This is a genomic window from Curtobacterium sp. NPDC090217 (assembly GCF_044746705.1).
Taxonomy (GTDB): Bacteria; Actinomycetota; Actinomycetes; order Actinomycetales; family Microbacteriaceae; genus Curtobacterium.
Genome location: NZ_JBIVCR010000002.1, coordinates 138,338 through 159,129, shown reverse-complemented (window position 1 = coordinate 159,129; position 20,792 = coordinate 138,338). Strand labels below are relative to the sequence as shown.

The window sequence follows — 20,792 nt, the reverse complement described above, 5'->3', positions numbered from 1 at the left end:
GGGTCTTTGCTGCTAGGTGTGGTGCTTGCAACGACGCTACGGGTGCGCTCGCTGCGCTGTCGTGCCGCCACGCCGCGTGTCGGGAGATGCGGTCCCGCAATTCCCCGGCCAGCCTACGACTGGGCGCGGATGATGCCGTTGCCCTCGGTGTCTTCGGGCTGAGACGTCGTCATGACTGCGACCGGATGATGCCGTTGTCCGGTGCTGAGACGTCGTACTCGACCGCGGTGTTCGGGTCACGGGAGGCGTGGTCCTTCACGAGGGCGTCGAGCAGTGCGGCCTTCGCGTCGGACTCGTCCGGGCTCCCCCACACGACCCGGGAGCCGTCCTTCATGGTCAGCGTGACGTCGTCCGCCGTGGTGGCCGAGACGCCGGACACCTGCGCGCGGACCGTCGACGGCAGCGCGAGGACGACCTCGGTCATGGTGCGGAACACGCTCGAGCCCAGCTTCGCGGAGCCGATGTCCGCCAGGGGCATCGTGTCCGGCTGCGTCGGCGAGGACTGCACGACGATGCCGGCGGGGTCGACGAGCGAGAACGAGTCGCCCGTCTTCACGGCGACGACCGGGGAGCGCTCCGTCACGGTGACGACGAGCGTGTTCGGCGGCTCCTCCTCGGTGACGTAGCTCTCGATGAGCGGGAAGCCCGCGATGTCCTTCTTGATCGCACCGAAGTCGAGGCGGGCGAGCGGCGTGCCGATCTGCTCGGACAGTGCCTGGCGGAGCGCCGCGTCGTCGACACGGCTGGTTCCCTTGATCTCGATCGTCCGGAGCGCCATCAGCGGCGAGTACACGGCGACGAGGATGGAGACGCCGAGGACGACGACGACACCCCCGGCCGTGGCCCACGCGACGCGACGGTGGCGGGAGCGGCGGGTGAACCGACGGACCTCGGCCCGTTCGAGCAGCTTCCGGCGCTTGCGGGCGACGCGCGCTTCGCGCGCGGTCTCCGCGGCGCGGACGCGGGCGCCGATGGGCGTCTCCTCGGCGCGCTCCGGACGGGAGGCAGTGGTCGCGTCGACCACGTCCGTGACGGTTGCGACGTGCTCGCGTTCGCCGTGCTCGCTGGCGTCGAGCGCGCCGCCGTCCGGCGTCGCACCCTCCTGCGGACGTCGCGCCCCGTCGCGCGGGGGCGCGACGTCCGCAGCGGGGTGCGATGCGCGGAGCCCGGTGGTCGCCGGAGCCGGCCGCTTCGGCTCCGGAGCCGGCGTGACGAGGTCGGGCCGGGCCTCCTGGCCGTCACCGGCACCGCGGCGGACGGGCAGCCGCGGGAGTCGCGGTGCCCGTCGCTCGCGCGGTGCGCGGTCGTGCTCGACCGGGGCCTCCGGCTGTGCCGGACCCTCGTCGAAGCCCTCTGGTCGCTTCACCGCGACAGCGCCTCGAGCACCTGCGGGATGATGCGGTACACGTCGCCACAGCTGAGCGTCATGATGATGTCGCCGTCACGCGCGACCGCTGCCGCGCGTGCGGAAGCCTCTGCCCAGTCGGGCAGGAACTCGACGCGGGACTGGTCGGCGAAGCGCTCCTGGACGAGTGCACCGGTGACACCGGGGACCGGGTCCTCCCGCGCGCCGTAGACGTCGAGGACGACGGTGTGGTCCGCGAGCTCCTCGTAGACCTTCGCGAAGTCCCCGGCCATCAGCTGGGTGCGCGAGTACAGGTGCGGCTGGTGGATCGCGATGATGCGGCCGTCGCCGACGACGTTCCTCGCCGCCTTGAGCGCCGCAGCGACCTCGGTCGGGTGGTGGGCGTAGTCGTCGTAGACCGAGACGCCGCGCTCGACGCCGTGCAGCTCGAAGCGACGCTCGGTGCCACCGAAGGCTTCGATGCCGCGGATCGCGTCTGCCGGGGCGACGCCGAGGCCGGTGAGCACCGCGAAGGCGCCGACCGCGTTGATCGCGTTGTGCCGACCGGGGACGCGGAGGGTCAGGTGGTGGGACTCGCCCGCCGCCCGGAAGTCGACCTCGACGCCGGCGGACTCGACGATGCGCTCGATGCGGACGTCGGCGTCGGTGGCCTCGCCGAACGTGGTGATCGCCGGGGCGTCCGGTCGGGAGCGGACACCCGCTGTCACGCGCTTCGCACCGGCGTCGTCGCTCGACACGACCACGGTCTCGCTCGCCTTGGCCGCGAACTCGACGAAGGCGTCGATGAAGGCGTCCTCGCTGCCGTAGTGGTCGAGGTGGTCGGCGTCGACGTTCGTGATGAGCGCGACGGCGACGTCGTAGAGCAGGAAGGAGCCGTCGGACTCGTCGGCCTCGACCACGAACAGGTCGCTCGAGCCGGGGGCAGAGCTGGTGCCGAGGGACTGGATGACGCCGCCGTTGACGAAGCTGGGGTCCAGACCGAGCTCGACCATCGCGGTGACGATCATGCCCGTCGAGGTGGTCTTGCCGTGTGCCCCGGCGACCGCGACCAACCGGTGCTCGGCGATCAGCGCCGCGAGGGCCTGGGAACGGTGCAGTACCGGCAGACCGCGGCGCTGGGCCTCGAGGAGTTCGGGGTTGTCCGGCCAGAGCGCACTCGTCACGACGATGGTGTCGGCGTCGCCGACGTTCGCTGCGTCGTGCCCGATGTGGACGTCGGCGCCGAGCTCGCGCATCCGGCCGGTCGTCGCGGTCTCGCGGGAGTCGCTGCCCGTCACGGTGTGCCCTGCTGCCAGGAACATCCGGGCGATGCCGCTCATGCCGGAGCCGCCGATACCGACGAAGTGGACCGTGCCGAGGTCGTCCGGGATCGGCTGGGTCAGGTCCGGCTTGATGGTCATGGTTCCTCCGTGGTGCTGCCGCTCGAACGCGCCGCGTCGAGGGCGAGGTCGGTCATCCGGTCCGCACCGTCGCGGTGGCCGACGCTGCCGGCCTGCACCGCCATGTTCGCGATGCGGGAGCGGTCCTGCAGGATGCCCAGGAGCTGGAACGTCACCCAGTCCTGGTCGAATTCCTCGTCGGCGACGAGCACCGCTCCCCCGGCGCCGACGACGTCGCGGGCGTTGTGCCGCTGCTCGCCGTTGCCGACAGGGTACGGCACCAGGACGCTCGGCAGCCCGACGGCCGTGAGCTCGCAGACCATGCCGGCGCCGGAGCGGGAGACCACGAAGTCGGACGCCGCGTACGCCAGGTCCATCCGGTCGCAGTACGGCAGGACCGTGTAGCCGTCGAGGTCGCTCGGACCGATGTCGGACTTGCCGCCGACGACGTGCAACACCTGCCACCCGGCGCCGACGATCGTCGCTGCGGAGCGGTTGATCGTGCGGTTGATGCTCCGGGCACCGGACGACCCGCCGGTGACCAGGAGCACCGGTCGTGCGGGGTCGAGGCCGAACTCGGCCAGGCCCTCCGCGCGGCTCGCCCGCCGGTCGAGCGACTCGATCTCGCGGCGCAGCGGCATGCCGACGACACGGGAGTTCCGGAGGCGGGTGTTCGAGAACGTCACGCCGACGTACCTGGTGAGGAACGCGGCGAGCCGGTTCGCCAGCCCGGGCTTGGCGTTCTGCTCGTGCACGACGATCGGCGTGCCGGTGCGCTTCGCGGCGATGTACGCCGGTGCGGACGCGTAGCCGCCGACGCCGAGGACCACGTCCACCTGTCGCTCGCGGATGATCTGCTCGGTGCGCTTGACCGCCGCCCAGAACGCCTTCGGGAACCGCAGCGCCGCGGCGTTCGGCTTCCGCGGGAACGGCAGCCGCGGGATGGTCAGCAGCTCGTACCCACGCATCGGGACGAGTCGCGACTCGAGTCCCTCCGCGGTGCCGAGCACGATGACGGAGTCCTCGGGGGAACGCTCCGTCAGCCGGTCCGCGACCGCGAGCAGGGGGTTGACGTGTCCGGCGGTGCCGCCGCCGGCGAAGAGGTAGGTGCTCACCGGAGTGATCCGTTCCGAAGGTCGGTCGTCCGGGGCAGGTCGTGCTTCCCGGGGAGTTCGCGGGCGAAGGACAGCACGACGCCGATCGCGACGAGGGTCATGATGAGCGCGGATCCACCGGCGGAGATGAGCGGCAACGGCACGCCGAGCACGGGCAGCAGCCCGAGGACGACGCCGATGTTCACGAGCGCCTGCCCGATCACCCAGGCCAGCACACCACCCGTCACGGTGCGCACGAAGGGGTCGTTCGAGAGCCGGATGACCTTGATCATCCCGATCGCGAGCACCACGAAGAGCGCGAGCACCACGACGGCGCCGATGAGGCCGAGCTCCTCGCCGATGATCGCGAAGATGTAGTCGTTGTCGGCCTCCGGGAGCCACGACCACTTCGCCTTGGAGTTGCCGAGCCCGACGCCGAACACACCACCGGACGCCAACGCCCACATGCCGTGGACCGGCTGCCAGCAGAGGTCCTGGTACTGGCTGGTGTCGGTGCAGCCGGAGAGCCACGCGCTGATGCGGGACGACCGGGAACTCGACGCCATGGTGACGAACGGCAGCAGCACCGCGAGGCCGATGACCCCGACGAGCAGGTGCCGGAGCCGCGCTCCCCCGACGAACAGCGACCCGAAGACCAGGATCATCATGATCATCGCCGTGCCCTGGTCACCGCCGACGAGCACCAGGCCGATCGACAGCAGGCTCGCGATCCCGACCGGGACGAAGACCTCTTTCCAGTCGTCGAGCTTGTCGCGCTTGACGTACATGATCGCGCCGATGCCGAGCACCAGCGCGAGCTTGAGGATCTCGGAGGGCTGCGCCGTGAACGACCCCAGGCGGATCCAGTTCCGGTTGCCCTGGATCGAGTAGCCGAGGGGCGTCAGCACGACGAGCGCCTGCACGACGAGGCCGACGCCGACGATCCACATCGCCCACTTCCGCCAGAACGCCACGGGGAGCCTGCTGGCGATGAGCATGAGCGGGACACCGATCACGGCGTACATGCCCTGTCGGGTGAAGGCGCCGAAGAAGTCGTGCGTCTCCTTGTACTGCTCGACGCTCGAGGACGACAGCACCATCACGACGCCGAAGACGACGAGGAACAGGGTCACGCCGAGGATCGTGTAGAACGAGCTGGACTCGGCGACGAAGACGTTCTTGACGGCGACGACCGCGCCGTTCGTGCGACGAGCGGCGTTCTGGGTGGACGTGGTCACGCGGCCGCTACGGCCGTTCGGAAGATCCGTCGTCGCCATCGGCGTTTCCTCCCAGGTGCTCGTGGACCGCCGCCGCGAAGCGCTCGCCTCGGTCCGCGTAGGAGCCGAACTGGTCGAACGACGCTGCAGCCGGGGCGAGGAGGACCGTGTCGCCCGGTCTCGCGACCGAGGCGGCATGCCGGACCGCCTCGGGCATGACCTGATCAGTGTCCGATGCTTCGACCTGCAGGACGGGCACCGACGGCGCGTGTCGCGCGAATGCCTCGAGCACGGGGCCGCGGTCGGACCCGATCACGACGACGCCGCGGGCGGTGGGGCCGAAGCGCTCGACCAGCCCGTCGATGTCGACGCCCTTGAACAGGCCACCGACGACCCAGACCACGGACTCGAACGACGACAGCGACGCGGTCGCGGCGTGCGGGTTCGTGGCCTTCGAGTCGTCGACCCAGGCGATGCCGTCGGCCGTGGCCACGAGCTCGGTCCGGTGGTGGTCGGCGCGGAAGGCCTGCACGGCGGTCTGGATCGAGCTCGGGCGGACGGAACCCGCACGCGCCAGGGCGGCGGCGGCGAGGACGTTCATCGTCATGTGCGGGCTCGCGAGACCGGCCTGCTCGAGGTCGGCGTGCGTGGCCAGCTCGAGCGCGCTCTTCTGCCGGTCCTCGGTGAAGGCCCGGTCGCAGAGCACGTCCTCGACGACCCCGACCTCGCCGGGGGCGGGGATGCCCGGCGTGAAGCCCACGGCACGGCAGCCCTCCACGACGTCGGCGTCCTCGACCATGGCGCGGGTGACCTCGTCGGTGACGTTGTAGACGCACGCCAGGACGGTCCGCTCGTAGACCTTCGCCTTCGCGGCGCGGTAGGCCGCGGCGGACCCGTGCCACTCGAGGTGGTCGTCGGCGATGTTCAGGCACGCCGACGCGAGCGGCAGCACCGCACCGTCGCCGGAGTCGGCCATGTAGTGCAGCTGGTGGCTGGAGAGCTCGACCACGAGGACGTCGAAGCCGTCCGGGTCGCGCACGACGTCGAGCACGGGAACACCGATGTTGCCGCAGGCGACTGCCCGCAGTCCCTCGGCCTCGTACATCGCGGTGGTGAGCTGGGTCGTGGTGGTCTTGCCGTTGGTCCCGGTGATCGTCACCCACGGAGCGGCGACCGGGCCGCGGACGACCTTGTCGCGCACGCGCCAGGCGAGCTCGATGTCGCCCCAGACGCTGCTGTGCCCCACTGCCCACTGCACGGTCGGGTTGTGCGGCGGCAGGCCGGGCGACACCACGACGAGGTCCGGCGCCTGGTCCTGCAGCGCGGCGGGCACCGAGTCCAGCGGGGTCTGCACGAAGCGGGCGCCGATCACCGCGAGGAGTTCGACGCTGTCGGACGGCGCGTCGGTGGAGTACACCGTGACGGTGCTGCCGAGCTCGACGAGCGTGTCCGCGACCGAGAACCCGGTCGCGCCGAGGCCGAGCACGGCGACGTCGAGGCCCTTCCAGCCCTCCGAGTACCAGCTGTCGAGACCATCCAGACGGTCAGCCAACGCGCGCGATCCATTCCAGGTAGAAGAGCCCGATGCCGGCCGCGACGCAGAGTCCGGCGATGATCCAGAACCGTACGACGACCGTCACCTCCGCCCAGCCCTTGAGCTCGAAGTGGTGGTGCAGCGGACTCATCCGGAAGATGCGCTTGCCGCCGGTGATCTTGAAGTACGCCCGCTGCAGGATGACCGAGCCGGTGACGATGAAGAACAGGCCACCGATCAGGATGAGCAGGAGCTCGGTGCGGCTGAGGATCGCGAGACCGGCCAGCGCGCCACCGAGGCCGAGCGAGCCCGTGTCGCCGAGGAAGATCTGCGCGGGGGACGTGTTGTACCAGAGGAACCCGATCAGGCCACCGCAGACCGCGGCCGCCACGACCGCGAGGTCGAGCGGGTTCGCCACCGTGTAGCAGGCGTGCTCCGTGTTCGCGTCGAGTCGGGCACCGCCGCACATCTGGTTGGACTGCCAGAACGAGATGATGACGTAGGACCCGATCGCGAGGATGCTCGATCCGGTCGCGAGCCCGTCCAGGCCGTCGGCCACGTTCACCCCGTTCGACGTCGCGACCGTCAGGAAGACGATCCACGCCAGGAACAGGATCGTGCCGATGACCGTGCCGAGCGCCATGAAGTCGAGCCACGGGATGTCACGGATCGCGGACACCATCGTGGATGCAGGCGGCTTGCCGTTCGCGCTCGGGACGACGAGGGCGATCGTGGCGAAGATGACACCGACGATGACCTGCCCGAGGATCTTCGCCCACCCGCCGAGACCGAGGCTGCGCTGGCGCCGGACCTTGAGGAAGTCGTCGACGAAGCCGACGAGTCCGAGGCCGACCATCAGGAACAGCACGAGCACACCGGACAGCGTGATCGAGTCACGCCCGACCAGGTGACCGACGAAGTACCCGATCACCGTGCCGAGGATCAGGACGATGCCGCCCATCGTCGCGGTACCGCGCTTGGTGTGGTGCGACTGCGGCCCGTCGTCGCGGATGAACTGTCCCCAGCCGAGGCGGTGGAACAGCTTGATGAACAGGGGCGTGAGCAGCAGTGTGAACACCAGCGACACGGCGCCGGCGATCAAGAGGGCGATCATACGGAGACACCTCCGAGACGGTCGCCGAGGAATCGCAGCCCGGCCGACTTCGAGGACTTGACGAGGACGACGTCGCCTGGGCGGACCATCTCCTGCAGGGTGTGGACGGCGTCGTCGACGTCCTCGATGAACACGGACTCGCCGTCCCACGATCCCTCGAGGGTGGCGGCCTGGTGGATGGGCATCGCGCCGCGGCCGACGACCACGAGCTGTCCGATGCCGAGACGCACGACGAGCCGACCGATGCGGTCGTGCTCCTCGACGGAGTACTCGCCGAGCTCGGCCATCTCGCCGAGCACGGCGATGGTGCGCTCCCCCGGTCGCACGACCTGTGCGAGGGTGCGGAGCGCGGCGGCGGTCGAGTCCGGTGACGCGTTGTACGCGTCGTTGATCACGGTGACGCCGTCTGGGCCACCCTGGAGCAGCTCCATGCGCCAGCGCTCGGCGCGCGTCATCGACGCGAGCGCGGCGGCACCGTCGGCCAGCGGGACGCCCCAGCGGTGCGCGACGGCCAGCGCGGCCGTCGCGTTCATCGCGTGGTGCTCGCCCAGGATGGCGAGGCGGACGTCGACGGTCTCGGGGACCTGCGCCGAGCCTCCCGGCTGCTGCTGGTCGGTTTCCGACCGGACGGGAGGCGCGGTGAGCGTGAAGCGCGTGCCGTCGCGGTCCGTGGACACACCGGACAGGCGGTAGTCGGCATCGTCCGACGTGCCGAAGCCGACGACGCGGGCGGCCGTGAGGCCGCGCATGGCGGCGACGCGGTCGTCGTCGACGTTGAGGAGTGCGGTCGCGCTGGCCGGCAGGTCGGTGACCATCTCGGACTTCGCGCGCTGCGTCGCCTCGATGCCGCCGAACTCCCCCGCGTGGGCGAGGCCGACCTTGAGGACGACACCGACGTCGGGTTCGGCGATGCGGACGAGCTTGGCGATGTGGCCGATGCCGCTCGCACCCATCTCGACGACCAGGTACCGGGTGTCGTGCGTGATGCGGAGCATCGAGATCGGTGCGCCGACGTGGTTGTTGAACGAGCCCTCGGGCGCGACGGTCTCGCCGTGCTGCTGCAGGATGGTCCGCAGCATGTTCTTCGTGCTCGTCTTGCCGTTCGAGCCGGTGATCCCGACGACCTCGAGGCCGCCACCGGCGCGGACGCGGGCGACCACCTCGTGTGCCAGTGCGGCGAGGGCGGCGTACCCGTCCGCGACGACGATCTGGGCGGTCGCGGTGCCGTCCGGCAGCTCGGCCTCGTGCTCGGTGATCACGAGGGCTGCGCCGGACTCGGCGGCCGACGGCACGAACCGGTGTCCGTCGGTCTCCTCGCCGAGCAGGGCGAAGAAGACGCTGCCGGCAGTGACCAGGCGGGAGTCGGTCTCGACGGAGCCGTCCACGACCGTGTCGGCGGCACCGCGAACGAGCTCGCCGTCGACCGCGGCGGCGATCTCGGCGAGGGAGAGGGCGATCATCGCGTTTCCTCCACCGGGCCGGCGTTCGGCTCCCAGCCGGCCTCACGGAGGGCCGCACGGGCCTCGTCGCGGGCGGAGTACGGGGTCCTGACGCCCTGGATGTCGCGGTAGTCCTGGTGGCCGGGGCCGGCCCACAGGATCGAGTCCCCTTCGCCGACGAGCCCCACCGCGGTGCGGATCGCCGCTTCCGGCGGGCTGACCTCGTGGATCTCGTGGTCCGGGAACGCTTCGCGGGCGGCGTCGACCAGGGTCTTCCTGATGGACGCGGCGTCCTCGAAGCGGGGGTGGTGGTCGGTCACGACGAGGATGTCGGAGCCCTCGGCCGCGACCCTGGCCATGTCGCCGCGCTTCGTCGTGTCGCGATCGCCGTCGGCGCCGAACAGCATGACGACCTTGCCCGGGGTGAACTGGCGCACGGCGGCGAGGGTGTTGAGGAACGCGTCGGGGCTGTGCCCGAAGTCCACGTAGACGCTCGGCCCGCGGTCGCCGGAGACCCGCTCGGTACGGCCGGGCAGGTAGCACTCGATGGCGCTGACCGTCTGGTCCGCGCCGTCCTCGTAGTGCCGGTGGTTGCTCTCGAGCGCGTGCGCGATCGCACCCAGCTCGAAGCCGCCCTCGACGAGCATCACGATCGCCAGCGCGGCGTTCGCGGCCATGTGCCAGCCGATGAGCGGCACCCGGGTGGTGAGTTCGCGACCCTCGGGGCCGGTCAGACGGAACTCCGTGTACGCGGCGTGCGCGTCGACGATGTCGACGTGCCACTCGGCCTCGACCTCTGGGTGCACGGTGATGGTCGTGACCGGGATGCGGGAGTCCTGGACGACGCGCTGACCCCAGTCGGTGTCGAGCGAGACGACGCCGCGACGACCGTGCTCCGGCTGGAACAGCGGCAGCTTCGCCTGGTAGTACTCCTCCATGTCGGCGTAGTCGTCGAGGTGGTCGTGGCTGAGGTTCGTGAACGCCACGACGTCGAAGACGATGCCGTCGACACGGTGTCGACTGAGGGCCTGCGCGCTCACCTCGACGGCGACGGCGCGGACCTCGCTCTCGCGCATGCGGGCGAGGAGTGCGTGCATCTCACTCGCCTCGGGGGTCGTGAGCCGGCTCGTGACGCTGAGCGAGCCGATGTGGCGCTCCGCGGTGGAGCTGAGGCCCGAGACCAGGCCGAGCTGCTTGAGGATCCCCTCGAGGATGTACGACGTGCTGGTCTTGCCGTTCGTGCCAGTGACCGCGAAGAGCTGCGGCAGGTCGGTCGCCTCGTCCGGGTGCGTGCGGTAGACCCACGCCGAGACGTCGCCGAGCGCCGCTCGGGGGTCGTCGACGACCAGGACCGGCAGCCCGGACGGCTCGGCCAGTGCCACGCCGTCGGCGTCGGTCAGGACCGCGACGGCACCGCGCTCGGCGGCCTGGGTCGCGAACTCCGCGCCGTGCCGGTTCGCACCGTGCACGCCGACGAACAGGTCACCCGGCTGCACCTCGGCAGCGCTCAGCGTGACGCCGGTCGTCTCGACCGCGTCGAGCGAGCCGACGACCCGCAGGCCGAAGGCGTTGGCCAGCTCGGCCACGGCCCTCGGGGTCGGGTGTTCGGGTCGGAGGACCGGGGGGATCCGTGCGGACAAGTGCTCCTTCTTCCTCTCCACGTGGACGGGTGGGTCTACCACGTCGACGGGTACGTCTTCGCCTCTGTCGTGGAGGGGGCGACACGGTACTTCTCGAGCACCTGGGACATGAGTGTGCGGAACGCCGGAGCCGCTCCGCTGGACCACTTGTTGGCCTGCGGCTTCGTGAACGTCACCGTGACAACATACTGGGGGTCCTCGGCGGGTGCCATTCCGGCCACCGAGGTGATGCGCTCCGAGCCGTAGCCCTTCGAGCCCTCCGCGACCTCGGCGGTCCCCGTCTTCGCGGCGATGTTGTAGCCGGAGATCGGCTTCATGCCCACGAGCGTGCCACCGGTGACCACGCTCTGGAGCATGTCGGTGACCTGCGTCGCGGCGCTCGCGGACACGACGCGCTCGCTCTGCACGTCGGGCGCGTCGATCGTGGTGCCGTCCGCCGTCGTGCAGCCCTTGACGAAGTGCAGGGGGATGCGGACGCCGTCGTTGGCGATGGTCTGGTAGATGCTCGCGACCTGCATGGCCGTCGTCGAGATGCCCTGCCCGAACATCGAGTTGATGTCCGTCTGCTGGTCCCAGTTCGGGCTCGCGCCGTACTGCATCCCCGGCTGACCCGGGTAGTCGATCGCGGACTCCGGCTGGAACAGGCCGAACTTCTTCATGACGTCGTAGCGCTGCTGCTCGGTCAAGCGGGAGCCGAGCTCGGTGATGCCGACGTTCGACGAGTCACGGAGGATGCCCGTGAGCGTCAGGTTCTCGGTCTCGTGGAACTCGGAGTCGTGGATCGTGCCGCCCCAGGGGAACGTGCGGGAGTACGGCACGGTGACACCGGTCGTCGGCGTGGCCTTGCCCTGGTCGATCAGCGCGGCCGCGATGGCCGCCTTGATCGTCGACCCGGGTTCGTACGTGTCGGTGAGCGCCCTGGACCCGAACGCGCCTTTGTCGGTGGTGCCGTCGACGTTGTTCGGGTCGACCGTCGGGTAGTCGGCGACCGCGAGCACCTCGCCGGTCTTCGCCTTCACCACCGTGGCGGTCGCGGACACCGCGCCGAGCTGCTGGGCGGCGTCGGCGATGTCCTGCGCCGCCATGTACTGCAGGTCGCTGTCGATCGTGGTCTCGAGCGTGCCGCCGTCCTTCGCCTCCTTCGTGGTGACCGTGCTGCCCGGGAGCTGCACACCGTCCTCACCGCGCTCGTACGTCTCGGAGCCGTTCGTGCCGGCGAGGCACTTGTTGTACGCGTACTCCAGACCGGCCTGGGCGCCGTCGGTGCCCATGAACCCGGTGATGTTGCCCGTCGTCGCACCGGTCGGGTACGTCCGGGCCGACTGCTGCTGCGGGTAGAGCCATGGCACGTCGAGGGCCTGGACCGCCTCGTAGTGCTTCACGTCGAGGCCCTTGACCAGGTAGGCGAAGTCCGACTTCGGGTTCGCCTCGATGGCCTTCTTCATGGCGGCCGCGTCGCCGCCGGATGCCTCCGCGATCGCGGCGAGGGCGTCGTCGACGGTGATGTCCTTCGTGCGGGTCCCGCCGAGCTTGCCCTCGAAGTCCTTCACCAGGCGCGGGGCCGTCGTGATGTTGTACCGCGTGACACTGTCGGCGAGCTCGGTGCCGTTGCGGTCGACGATCGACCCACGCGCGCCGTACAGCGTCACGGGGATGCTGCGCTTCGCGCTGGAGGCCTTGTTGAGCTCGGCCGCCTGGACCACCTGGATGTCGACCAGGCGGATCACGAACACCGCCACGAGCGCGATCACGGCGACGATCACGACGCTGTATCGGAGTCGGCGGTTGCGGATCGTCTTCGTCACGCGGTGCGGTCCTTCCCGGGCAGTACTGACCCCGTGGTCACCTGGTGGACGGCGCCTGGAGCTGGTTCGGGTCGGACTCTACGGACGACTTGGACGAACCCGAGTCCGACGCGCTGGCGCCGCTCGTGTTCCCAGCGTCGTCCTTGGCCGTCGCCGAGCTGTCCGTCGATCCGGTCGCCGCGCCGCTCTCCTTGCTGGTCGACGTGTCACCCTGCTTCGCGACCATGGGGACGTCGTCGAGCAGCGAGTTCGGGACCTGGTTCGCGGTGTTGCCCGTCGCCTCGTCCGGGGTCGCCGGGGTGGGCGTGCCGTACACCCGGCCGGTCTTCGGGTCGAGGTACACCGGCGTCGAGTTCTCGATCATCCCGAGGGCCTGGGCGTTGCGCGCCAGGTTCTGCGGCGAGTCGAGCACCCGGAGGTCCTCGGACAGCGACTGCTGGGTGCGGCTGAGCTGGGTCTGCTCCGCGGTCAGGGAGTTGAGCTCGTAGGCACCCTGGCTGAGCACCATGCTGATGCCGAGCTGCGCCAGGAGCAGGGTGCCGAGCGCCGCGACCGCCACGATCGCGTAGGCGATCCGCGGACGTGCCCGACGCTGCGCCTTGGTCGGGGTGACCTCGACGAGCTCCGGTCGGTTGCGGGACGGGCGCGGTGCGCGCGACGGGGCGACGACGGGGTCGACGAGTGCGAGGTTCGTGCTCATGTCACTTCCGGATCCGCTCGGCCGCGCGGAGTCGCACGGGTGTTGCTCGGGGGTTGGCGGCGCGTTCGGCCTCGTCGGCCAGTTCCGCGCCCTTGACGATCAGGGAGAAGGTGGGGGCGTGCTCGGGGAGCTCCACCGGCAGGTCGGCCGGCGCGCTCGACGTCGTCCGCTTGACGAGGGCCCGCTTGACGATGCGGTCCTCGAGCGACTGGTACGACTCGACGACGATGCGGCCACCCACCGCGATGGAGTCGAGTGCCGCCGGGATCGCCCGCTCCAGCACGCTGAGCTCCGTGTTGACCTCGATGCGGAGCGCCTGGAACACGCGCTTCGCCGGGTGGCCCTGCCGCTGGATGGCAACGGGCGTGGCGTCGTGGAGGACTTGCACGAGGTCGCCGGACATCGTGAACGGCGTCTCGGCACGGCGCTCGACGATGGCCTTGGCGTACCGGCCGGCGAGCTTCTCCTCGCCGTAGCGCTGGAAGATCCGCCGGAGTTCGCCCTCGTCGTAGTCGGCGAGGACCTCGGCCGCGGTGATGCCCTGCGTCCGGTCCATCCGCATGTCGAGCGGGGCGTCCTGGCTGTAGGCGAAGCCGCGCTCGGCACGGTCCAGCTGCAGCGAGGAGACGCCGAGGTCGAACAGTACGCCGTCCACCTCGTCGAACCCCTCACCGCGGATCGCGTCGACGATCTCGTCGTAGACGGTGTGCACGAGGCGCACCCGGTCGCCGAAGCGGGCGAGCCGCTCCCCCGCGATGCCGAGCGCGTCGGTGTCCCGGTCGAGGCCGATGAGCGTCAGCTCCGGGAACCGCTCGAGCAGCCCCTCGGAGTGCCCGCCCATGCCGAGCGTCGCGTCGACGACGACCTTGCCCGGTCCCTCGAGCGTCGGCGTGAAGAGGTCCACGATGCGCTCGAGCATGACGGGGGTGTGTGGGAATCGTTCGGTTTCTGCCATGTCCAGCCCTGCTCTTCGTGGGCCGCGGGTCCGGATCCCCATCCATACCGACCTGACACCGGGGAAGGTGCATCAGGGCGGACGGCTGGGAGTCCCGATCCGCGGATCAGAAGATGCCCGGGATCACCTCCTCGTCGTTCTCGGCGAAGGCCTCTTCGGCCTCGGCGTAGTAGGCCTCCCACGCGGTGGTCGACCAGATCTCGGCACGGTCACCGCTGCCGATGACCGTGAGGTCCCGCTCGAGCCCCGCGTACTCACGGAGGTTCTGCGGGATCGTCACGCGGTTCTGCTTGTCGGGCTGTTCTGCGCTGGCCCCCGAGAGGAACAGACGCATGTAGTCCCTGGTGCGCTTCGACGTCATCGGCGCCTGACGGATGCGTTCGTGGAGTTCCTCGAACGTCCTGGCACTGAAGACCACCACGCAGCGCTCCTGCCCACGGGTCATCACGACACCCCCGGACAGCTCGTCCCGGAACTTGGCGGGGAGGATCACGCGACCCTTCTCGTCCAGCTTCGGGGCATGGGTACCGAGCAGCACGTCGGGGCCTCCCCTCAGCTCCACCGGTTGTCGATGAGCCCCACGGTACTCCACTTCCCTCCACCACGGTGGAAATCAGCTCCCCGAAACACCCCTGGCACCCCTTTTGGGGTGCAGACGGGAGGCTCGACCCGCCTGGGGCAGGCAGCGCAGGCCCGGAATTCCGCGGTTCTCCCGCCTCGGGTCACGTGGGGAGGAAAGTGGAGGGTTTTCGCAGCCCTCGGCGCGTGGTGGGTGCCGCGCGAGCACGTCCGGGCACGAAAAAACGGGGCCGGCCCGTGTGGGCCGACCCCGTGGAGGAGTGTGAGTGGAGTCCTACTGACTCTGGTCGTTCCGCTTGTCCCAGCGGTCGTTCATGCGGTCCATGAACGAGCCACCCGACGGCGACGATCCGCGAGCACCACCGGACGACGGCGTCCGGGGCGTCTTGGACTTCGGCGCTCGCATCCCCGGGCGCAGTGCGAAGAGCACGCCCGCGAGCATGACGACGAAGCCGACGATGCCGATGAGGGGCTGGCGCATGACCAACCCGAGGATGACGACGGCGACTCCAGCGAGCGCGCCCAGGACACCGAGTGTGATCGACGTGTAGGTCGGTCGCCCCTGTCGCCGGGTGACGCGCGCCACGAAGTCGGAGTCGTTCTGGTAGAGGCTGCGCTCCATCTCTTCGAGAAGTCGCTGCTCTTGCTCCGAGAGTGGCATCTTGATTCCCTCTTTGTCCCTGGGATCAACGCGTGGTCAGTGGACCGATTGTATGTCTCGGCCACCCACTAGGGTAGGGATCGTGGCTGAGAGTACGCGATTAGTGGACCTCGTTTCGGCTCGGATCGATCGAGCGCTCGACGAGCAACGTGATCGCCTCCTCGCGATCAGTCCCGACCTGGCTCCGTTCGACGAGTACGCGCGGGACCTGCTGTCCGGCGGCAAGCGGTTCCGGGCACTGTTCTGCTACTGGGGATGGCAGTCGGTCGCCGGCCGTTCCGGCTCGTTCGACCCGCTCGCCGAAGGCGCCAGGCAGACCACGGCGGAGGCGGTCGTCACCGTCGCCGCCGCGCTCGAGGTCTTCCACGCCGCGGCCCTGGTGCACGACGACATCATGGACCGCTCGGACACCCGTCGTGGTCGTCCCGCCGCACACCGCCGCTTCGAGTCCCGCCACGAGGAGTCCGGGTGGGTCGGCGACCGCGCGCTCTACGGCACCAACTCCGCGCTGCTCCTCGGCGACCTGCTGCTCTCCCTGAGCGACGCCGTCTTCGACGAGGGCCTCGCGCTCCTCGACCCGGTCCGGGCGCGCATCGTCCGCCAGGAGTTCCACGCCATGCGGCTCGACGTCACGGCGGGCCAGTACCTCGACATCCACGAGGAGACGGCCTGGCCGACCGTGGACGAGAGCGAACAGCTCCTCCGCGCGCAGCGGGTCATCGTCTTCAAGTCGGCGAAGTACTCGGTCGAGGCACCCCTCGTCATCGGTGCACTCGTCGCCGGCGCGACCGAGTCCCAGCTCGAGGGCCTCCGCGCCTTCGGGCTCCCGCTCGGCGTCGCGTACCAGCTGCGCGACGACATGCTCGGCGTCTTCGGTGACCCGGAGCTCACGGGTAAGCCCGCCGGTGACGACCTGCGCGAGGGCAAGCGCACCGTCCTGATCGCCACGGCACGCAAGGCGCTGCCGGGTGGTGCACGCTCGCTGCTCGACGAGCTGCTGGGCGACCCGGACCTCGACGAGGACCAGGTGCAGATGCTCCGCGCGACCCTCACCGAGTCCGGCGCCGTGACCGCGGTGGAGCGCTCGATCGACCGGCACGTGCAGCGTGCGAAGGCGGCGCTCGACGCCGCCCCGCTCACGCCGTCGGCGCGGGAGCAGCTCGCGACGCTCGCCGACACGGTCAGCCGCCGGTCCGCCTGATCCGCACCACCGACGGGAAGGAGGCGCGGTGCCAGCCGGCACCGGGCCTCCCGACCGGCGACGGGTCGCCGGGAGCCGACGGCGGCTAGAGGAGGGACTGCGCGATGCGGCGCACCTCGGCCTTGCGGCCGGCGCGCAGCGCGTTGATCGGCGAGTCGCCGATCGCGTCGTCCACCGTGAGCATCCAGCGCACGGCTTCGTCGTCCGAGAAGCCGTTGTCGTTCAGCACGATCAGCGTGCCGCGGAGTTCGGGCCGCGGTTCTCCGTCCTCGAAGAACTCGCTCGGGACGCGCAGCACGCCGCCGATGCGGGCGGGCAGCAGGGTGCGCTGCTCGAACAGGCGGTGGACGCGGCCGGGGCTCACGCCGAGCATCTCGACGAGGTCCGGGACCGTCAACCAGCGTTCGGAAAGGGTCATGTCATCCGTGGGTGTGGCACTCACACGCCCATGTTGCCAGAGTGCCGCCGAACCGAGCACCAACTCACGAGTCACATTCGTCACACACTTCACACTCGACTCTCTGGTTGACTTGCGATTCACGACATGCCAGCGTGGAGCCACCTGTGAGTGCGCGCCTGCGTGCGCACGGCTCACCCGGAGACAGGAGCACACCGTGGACACCGAAGCCCAGGACCGCGCTCGACGCGCACGATCTGCACGATTCGCCACCATGCCGATCGTCCTCGCCGGGACGATCGCCGTGACCGCAGGCCTCACCGGCCCGGTCGCCCACGCCGAACCCCGCCACGACGACGACTCGAACAACAAGCGCCACGTGGACGAGGACCAGAACGTCGGGCACCGCTCGGTCTTCGGGACCGCCGTCGCTCGCCCGTCCCAGACCACCGTGACCACCGTCGCGTCGGTGCAGCAGGCTCCGACCACGTACTCCGTGCGCCAGGGCGACACCGTCTCGGGCATCGCCGCCCGCTACGGCCTCTCCGCGCAGGAGATCCTCGTGCGCAACGGACTGGGCTGGAACACGATCATCCACCCGGGGCAGTCGCTCCACCTCGCCTCGACGCCCGTCGCGACCACCGCCAGCGCGACCACCTCGTCGAGCGCGACGTACCACGTCAAGCAGGGCGACACGATCTCGGGCATCGCGTCCAGGGTCGGCGTGTCGACCAGTGCGCTCCTCGGCGCGAACAAGCTCTCGCTCGGCAGCGTCATCTACCCGGGCCAGTCCCTCGCGGTGCCCCGCGCCGGGTCCTCGGCATCGGCGGCAGCTGCCGCTGCTCCGACCGCTGCTGCTCCGGCGGCGGCTGCTCCGGCCGCTGCTGCTCCGGCCGCTGCTGCTCCGGCCGCGTCGAAGGGCGGATCGGTGACCATCGGCAACGGTGACACCATCGCGTCGATCGCGGCCTCGCACGGCGTGTCCGTCTCGGCGCTGCTCTCCGCCAACGGCCTGACCTACACGAGCACGATCTACGCCGGCAAGACGCTCGTCCTGCCGTCGTCCGGACCGTCGCTCACGGTCGAGCAGCGCGCGAACGCCGAGACCATCGTCAGCGTCGGGCGCTCGCTCGGCGTGTCCGACCGCGGCCTCGTGATCGCGCTGGCCGCCGCCATGCAGGAATCCGGTCTCCGGAACCTGTCGCACGGCGACCGCGACTCGGTCGGACTGTTCCAGCAGCGTCCGAGCCAGGGTTGGGGCACGGCGGCACAGCTGCAGGACCCGACCTACGCGACCAGGCTGTTCTTCGGCGGGAAGTCGAACCCGAACGCCGGGAAGACCGCTGGACTCCTCGACATCCCGGGCTGGTCCACGAAGAGCGTGACGGACGCCGCACAGGCCGTGCAGCTCTCCGCCTACCCGAAGGCCTACGCCCAGTGGGAGAAGTCGGCGACCGCCTGGCTGGCGACGCTCTGAACACGGCCGCGAGCGGGCCCGGCTGCCGGTCCTGTGAGCGGTCCGGGGTCATCCGTTCGGTCGAGATTGCATCACGACCGGTGCGCCGATGCGGTGTCGTGCACTCCGGATTCGTAGAATGCCGCCGATGAGCACGAACGCCGCCACGGATCCGATGATCGGTCGCATGATCGATCAGCGGTACCGCGTCCGATCCCGCATCGCGCGCGGGGGCATGGCGACCGTGTACCTCGCGACCGACGTCCGACTCGAGCGCAGGGTCGCGATCAAGATCATGCACGGCCACCTGGCCGACGACGCGGCCTTCCGCGAGCGCTTCATCCAAGAGGCCCGTTCCGCAGCGCGGCTGTCGCACCCGAACCTCGTCGGCGTGTACGACCAGGGCGCAGAGGGCGACACCGCCTACATCGTCATGGAGTACATCCCGGGCATCACGCTCCGCGACCTCCTGCAGGAGCACCGCGCGCTGACGCCAGAACAGGCGACCGACATCATCCGCGCCGTGCTCGCCGGGTTGGCGTCCGCACACCGAGCCGGGATCGTGCACCGCGACCTCAAGCCCGAGAACGTGCTGCTCGCCGACGACGGCCGGATCAAGCTCGGCGACTTCGGGCTGGCCCGTGCGTCGACGCAGAACACCGCGACCGGAGCGGCGCTCCTCGGCACGATCGCGTACCTCTCCCCCGAGCTCGTCACGCGCGGCGCCGCCGACTCCCGCAGCGACATCTACGCCGTCGGCATCATGCTGTACGAGATGCTCACCGGCGAGCAGCCCTACAAGGGCGAGCAGCCGATGCAGATCGCCTACCAGCACGCCAACGACACCGTCCCCGCCCCGAGCGCCGTGGTCCCCGGGGTCCCGTCGGAGCTCGACGACCTGGTGGCATGGGCCACGGCGCGCGACCCCGACGACCGTCCGCGGGACGCCCGCGAGATGCTCGACCACATCACCGGGAACCAGCAGCGCGCGACCGGGCAGTACCGGACGGCGGTGCTCCGACCGGAGAACGCCACCGCGATCCTCCCGGCCGGCGCTCCCGGTCCGGACGCGACCGACGCCACCACGGTCCTCGAGCCGCACGGCGGACGACAGCCATCGGGTGAGACCGCAGCGGCGAAGCGTCCCGGCAGGAACACCCCGGGACCACGGCGCACCGGCGTGGACCCGAACGCGCTCTCCCCCGCCGGGCAGCGGCTCGCGGACAAGTCCACGAAGCGACGCAAGCGCGGCTGGATCCTCCTCGTCGTCGTGGTCGTCCTGGCGCTCGTCGGTGCCGGCATCGGCTGGTACCTCGGCCCCGGCCCTGGTGGCAACGTGCGGATCCCGCAGGTCGCGGGCAAGTCCGTGTCCCAGGCGCGCCAGTTGCTCGAGGCACAGGGTCTGCAGGCCGCGGACAAGACCGGCACCCGGTTCGACGCCGTCGTGGCGAAGGGACAGGTGTCGGCGACGGCCCCCGCGGCATCCCGAGAGGTCCGCAAGGGCACCTCCGTGCAGATCCTGGTGTCCGACGGCCCGAAGATGATCGCCCTCCCCGCGATCGTCGGGCAGTCGGTGTCCACCGCCCAGGCCGCGCTCGACGACGACTTCGACCTGCAGGACCCGCAGTACCAGTTCTCGGCCGACGTCGCGAAGGACACCGTCATCGCGGCGACCGGTCGGGACGCGGACGGCAACGGCGTCGACCTCACCACGGTCACCGAGTACGGCGAACGCGGCCCGATCACCCTCACCGTGTCGCTCGGGCCCGTCCCCGACGTCGTCGGCAAGTCCGCCGCCGATGCACAGGCGGCGCTCGAGGCCGTCGAGCTCACGGTCGGCTCGCAGGACGAGCAGTACAGCGACGACGTGCCGGAGGGACAGGTGATCTCCGCGAAGCCGCAGGACGACCCCGCGGTGCAGGGCACGGCCGTCGACCTCGTCGTGTCGAAGGGCCCGGCGCCGATCGCGCTGCCGGACGTACACGGCAAGACGATCAACCAGGCGGCCTCGACCCTCGAGAACCTCGGGTTGAAGGTCTCGGTGCCCGACTGCACGAACATCCTCTGCGGGTTCTACGACTGGAAGGCGAGCCTGCCGGTCACGTCCACGGACCCCGCCGCGGGGACCACGGTCCACAAGGGCGACACGATCACCCTGGCCTACGACCAGTAGCCGCGCGGTTCTTCCCACACCACGCGCAACAGGAAGCCGAATCGCGCGTAGGAGGCCGTTTCTTCCAGCCTCCTACGCGCGA

Annotated in this window: 17 protein-coding genes; 3 read left to right on the top strand and 14 right to left on the bottom strand. The window is 70.4% G+C overall.

The genetic code is table 11. The features are described 5' to 3' along the window. Window positions 1-169: 169 nt before the first annotated feature. The 13 genes from ACIPJ2_RS08420 to ACIPJ2_RS08360 all read right to left on the bottom strand — a co-directional run bounded on the left by ACIPJ2_RS08420 (window position 170) and on the right by ACIPJ2_RS08360 (window position 15,483). Window positions 170-1,366, bottom strand: coding sequence for an FtsQ-type POTRA domain-containing protein (locus ACIPJ2_RS08420; protein WP_402728439.1), 1,197 nt, complete (start codon window positions 1,364-1,366; stop codon window positions 170-172). Beyond that, a complete protein-coding gene (gene murC / locus ACIPJ2_RS08415) occupies window positions 1,363-2,766 on the bottom strand; it encodes a UDP-N-acetylmuramate--L-alanine ligase (protein WP_402728438.1) in 1,404 nt (467 codons plus the stop codon). The genes ACIPJ2_RS08420 and murC overlap by 4 nt, the downstream gene beginning before the upstream one ends. Further along, entirely contained in the window at window positions 2,763-3,860 is a 1,098-nt protein-coding gene (locus tag ACIPJ2_RS08410) for a UDP-N-acetylglucosamine--N-acetylmuramyl-(pentapeptide) pyrophosphoryl-undecaprenol N-acetylglucosamine transferase (protein WP_402728437.1), read from the bottom strand. Before ACIPJ2_RS08410 ends, murC begins: the two co-directional genes overlap by 4 nt. Then, a complete protein-coding gene (gene ftsW, locus ACIPJ2_RS08405; protein ID WP_402728436.1) occupies window positions 3,857-5,077 on the bottom strand; it encodes a putative lipid II flippase FtsW in 1,221 nt (406 codons plus the stop codon). The genes ACIPJ2_RS08410 and ftsW overlap by 4 nt, the downstream gene beginning before the upstream one ends. A 7-nt stretch (window positions 5,078-5,084) precedes the next feature. Further along, window positions 5,085-6,608 (bottom strand): UDP-N-acetylmuramoyl-L-alanine--D-glutamate ligase, encoded by a 1,524-nt coding sequence (gene murD / locus ACIPJ2_RS08400; RefSeq protein WP_402728435.1) that lies wholly within the window; start codon window positions 6,606-6,608, stop codon window positions 5,085-5,087. Next, entirely contained in the window at window positions 6,601-7,704 is a 1,104-nt protein-coding gene (mraY, locus tag ACIPJ2_RS08395) for a phospho-N-acetylmuramoyl-pentapeptide-transferase (protein ID WP_281264182.1), read from the bottom strand. Before mraY ends, murD begins: the two co-directional genes overlap by 8 nt. After that, window positions 7,701-9,164, bottom strand: coding sequence for a UDP-N-acetylmuramoyl-tripeptide--D-alanyl-D-alanine ligase (murF, locus tag ACIPJ2_RS08390; RefSeq protein ID WP_402728434.1), 1,464 nt, complete (start codon window positions 9,162-9,164; stop codon window positions 7,701-7,703). The genes mraY and murF overlap by 4 nt, the downstream gene beginning before the upstream one ends. After that, a complete protein-coding gene (locus ACIPJ2_RS08385; RefSeq protein ID WP_281264180.1) occupies window positions 9,161-10,783 on the bottom strand; it encodes a Mur ligase family protein in 1,623 nt (540 codons plus the stop codon). The genes murF and ACIPJ2_RS08385 overlap by 4 nt, the downstream gene beginning before the upstream one ends. A 35-nt stretch (window positions 10,784-10,818) precedes the next feature. Beyond that, entirely contained in the window at window positions 10,819-12,588 is a 1,770-nt protein-coding gene (locus tag ACIPJ2_RS08380) for a penicillin-binding protein 2 (protein ID WP_281264179.1), read from the bottom strand. A 37-nt stretch (window positions 12,589-12,625) separates the two neighbouring features. Continuing rightward, entirely contained in the window at window positions 12,626-13,288 is a 663-nt protein-coding gene (locus ACIPJ2_RS08375) for a hypothetical protein (RefSeq protein WP_402728433.1), read from the bottom strand. Window position 13,289: 1 nt separating this feature from the next. Continuing rightward, the gene (rsmH, locus tag ACIPJ2_RS08370; RefSeq protein ID WP_402728432.1) at window positions 13,290-14,243 is read right to left on the bottom strand and encodes a 16S rRNA (cytosine(1402)-N(4))-methyltransferase RsmH; all 954 of its coding nucleotides are present in this window, start codon (window positions 14,241-14,243) and stop codon (window positions 13,290-13,292) included. 106 nt (window positions 14,244-14,349) lie between these two features. Then, a complete protein-coding gene (mraZ, locus tag ACIPJ2_RS08365; RefSeq protein WP_402728976.1) occupies window positions 14,350-14,781 on the bottom strand; it encodes a division/cell wall cluster transcriptional repressor MraZ in 432 nt (143 codons plus the stop codon). 315 nt (window positions 14,782-15,096) lie between these two features. Beyond that, the gene (locus tag ACIPJ2_RS08360) at window positions 15,097-15,483 is read right to left on the bottom strand and encodes a DUF3040 domain-containing protein (protein ID WP_402728431.1); all 387 of its coding nucleotides are present in this window, start codon (window positions 15,481-15,483) and stop codon (window positions 15,097-15,099) included. Between the two features lie 82 nt (window positions 15,484-15,565). On the opposite strand from ACIPJ2_RS08360, the gene ACIPJ2_RS08355 reads away from it, so the two are divergent. Continuing rightward, the gene (locus ACIPJ2_RS08355) at window positions 15,566-16,684 is read left to right on the top strand and encodes a polyprenyl synthetase family protein (protein ID WP_281264175.1); all 1,119 of its coding nucleotides are present in this window, start codon (window positions 15,566-15,568) and stop codon (window positions 16,682-16,684) included. Between the two features lie 85 nt (window positions 16,685-16,769). On the opposite strand, the gene ACIPJ2_RS08350 is transcribed toward ACIPJ2_RS08355, so the two are convergent. Continuing rightward, window positions 16,770-17,102, bottom strand: a complete 333-nt coding sequence (locus tag ACIPJ2_RS08350) for an Rv2175c family DNA-binding protein (RefSeq protein WP_281264174.1) — start codon at window positions 17,100-17,102, stop codon at window positions 16,770-16,772. A 253-nt stretch (window positions 17,103-17,355) separates the two neighbouring features. Here ACIPJ2_RS08350 and ACIPJ2_RS08345 point away from each other — a divergent pair, with 253 nt between their 5' ends. Together ACIPJ2_RS08345 and pknB are read left to right on the top strand one after the other, a co-directional pair. Then, window positions 17,356-18,558, top strand: coding sequence for a LysM peptidoglycan-binding domain-containing protein (locus ACIPJ2_RS08345; RefSeq protein WP_402728430.1), 1,203 nt, complete (start codon window positions 17,356-17,358; stop codon window positions 18,556-18,558). A gap of 127 nt (window positions 18,559-18,685) precedes the next feature. Then, window positions 18,686-20,710: a Stk1 family PASTA domain-containing Ser/Thr kinase gene (pknB, locus tag ACIPJ2_RS08340; RefSeq protein WP_402728429.1), complete on the top strand. Its 2,025-nt coding sequence runs from the start codon at window positions 18,686-18,688 to the stop codon at window positions 20,708-20,710. The last annotated feature ends 82 nt before the right edge of the window (window positions 20,711-20,792 follow it).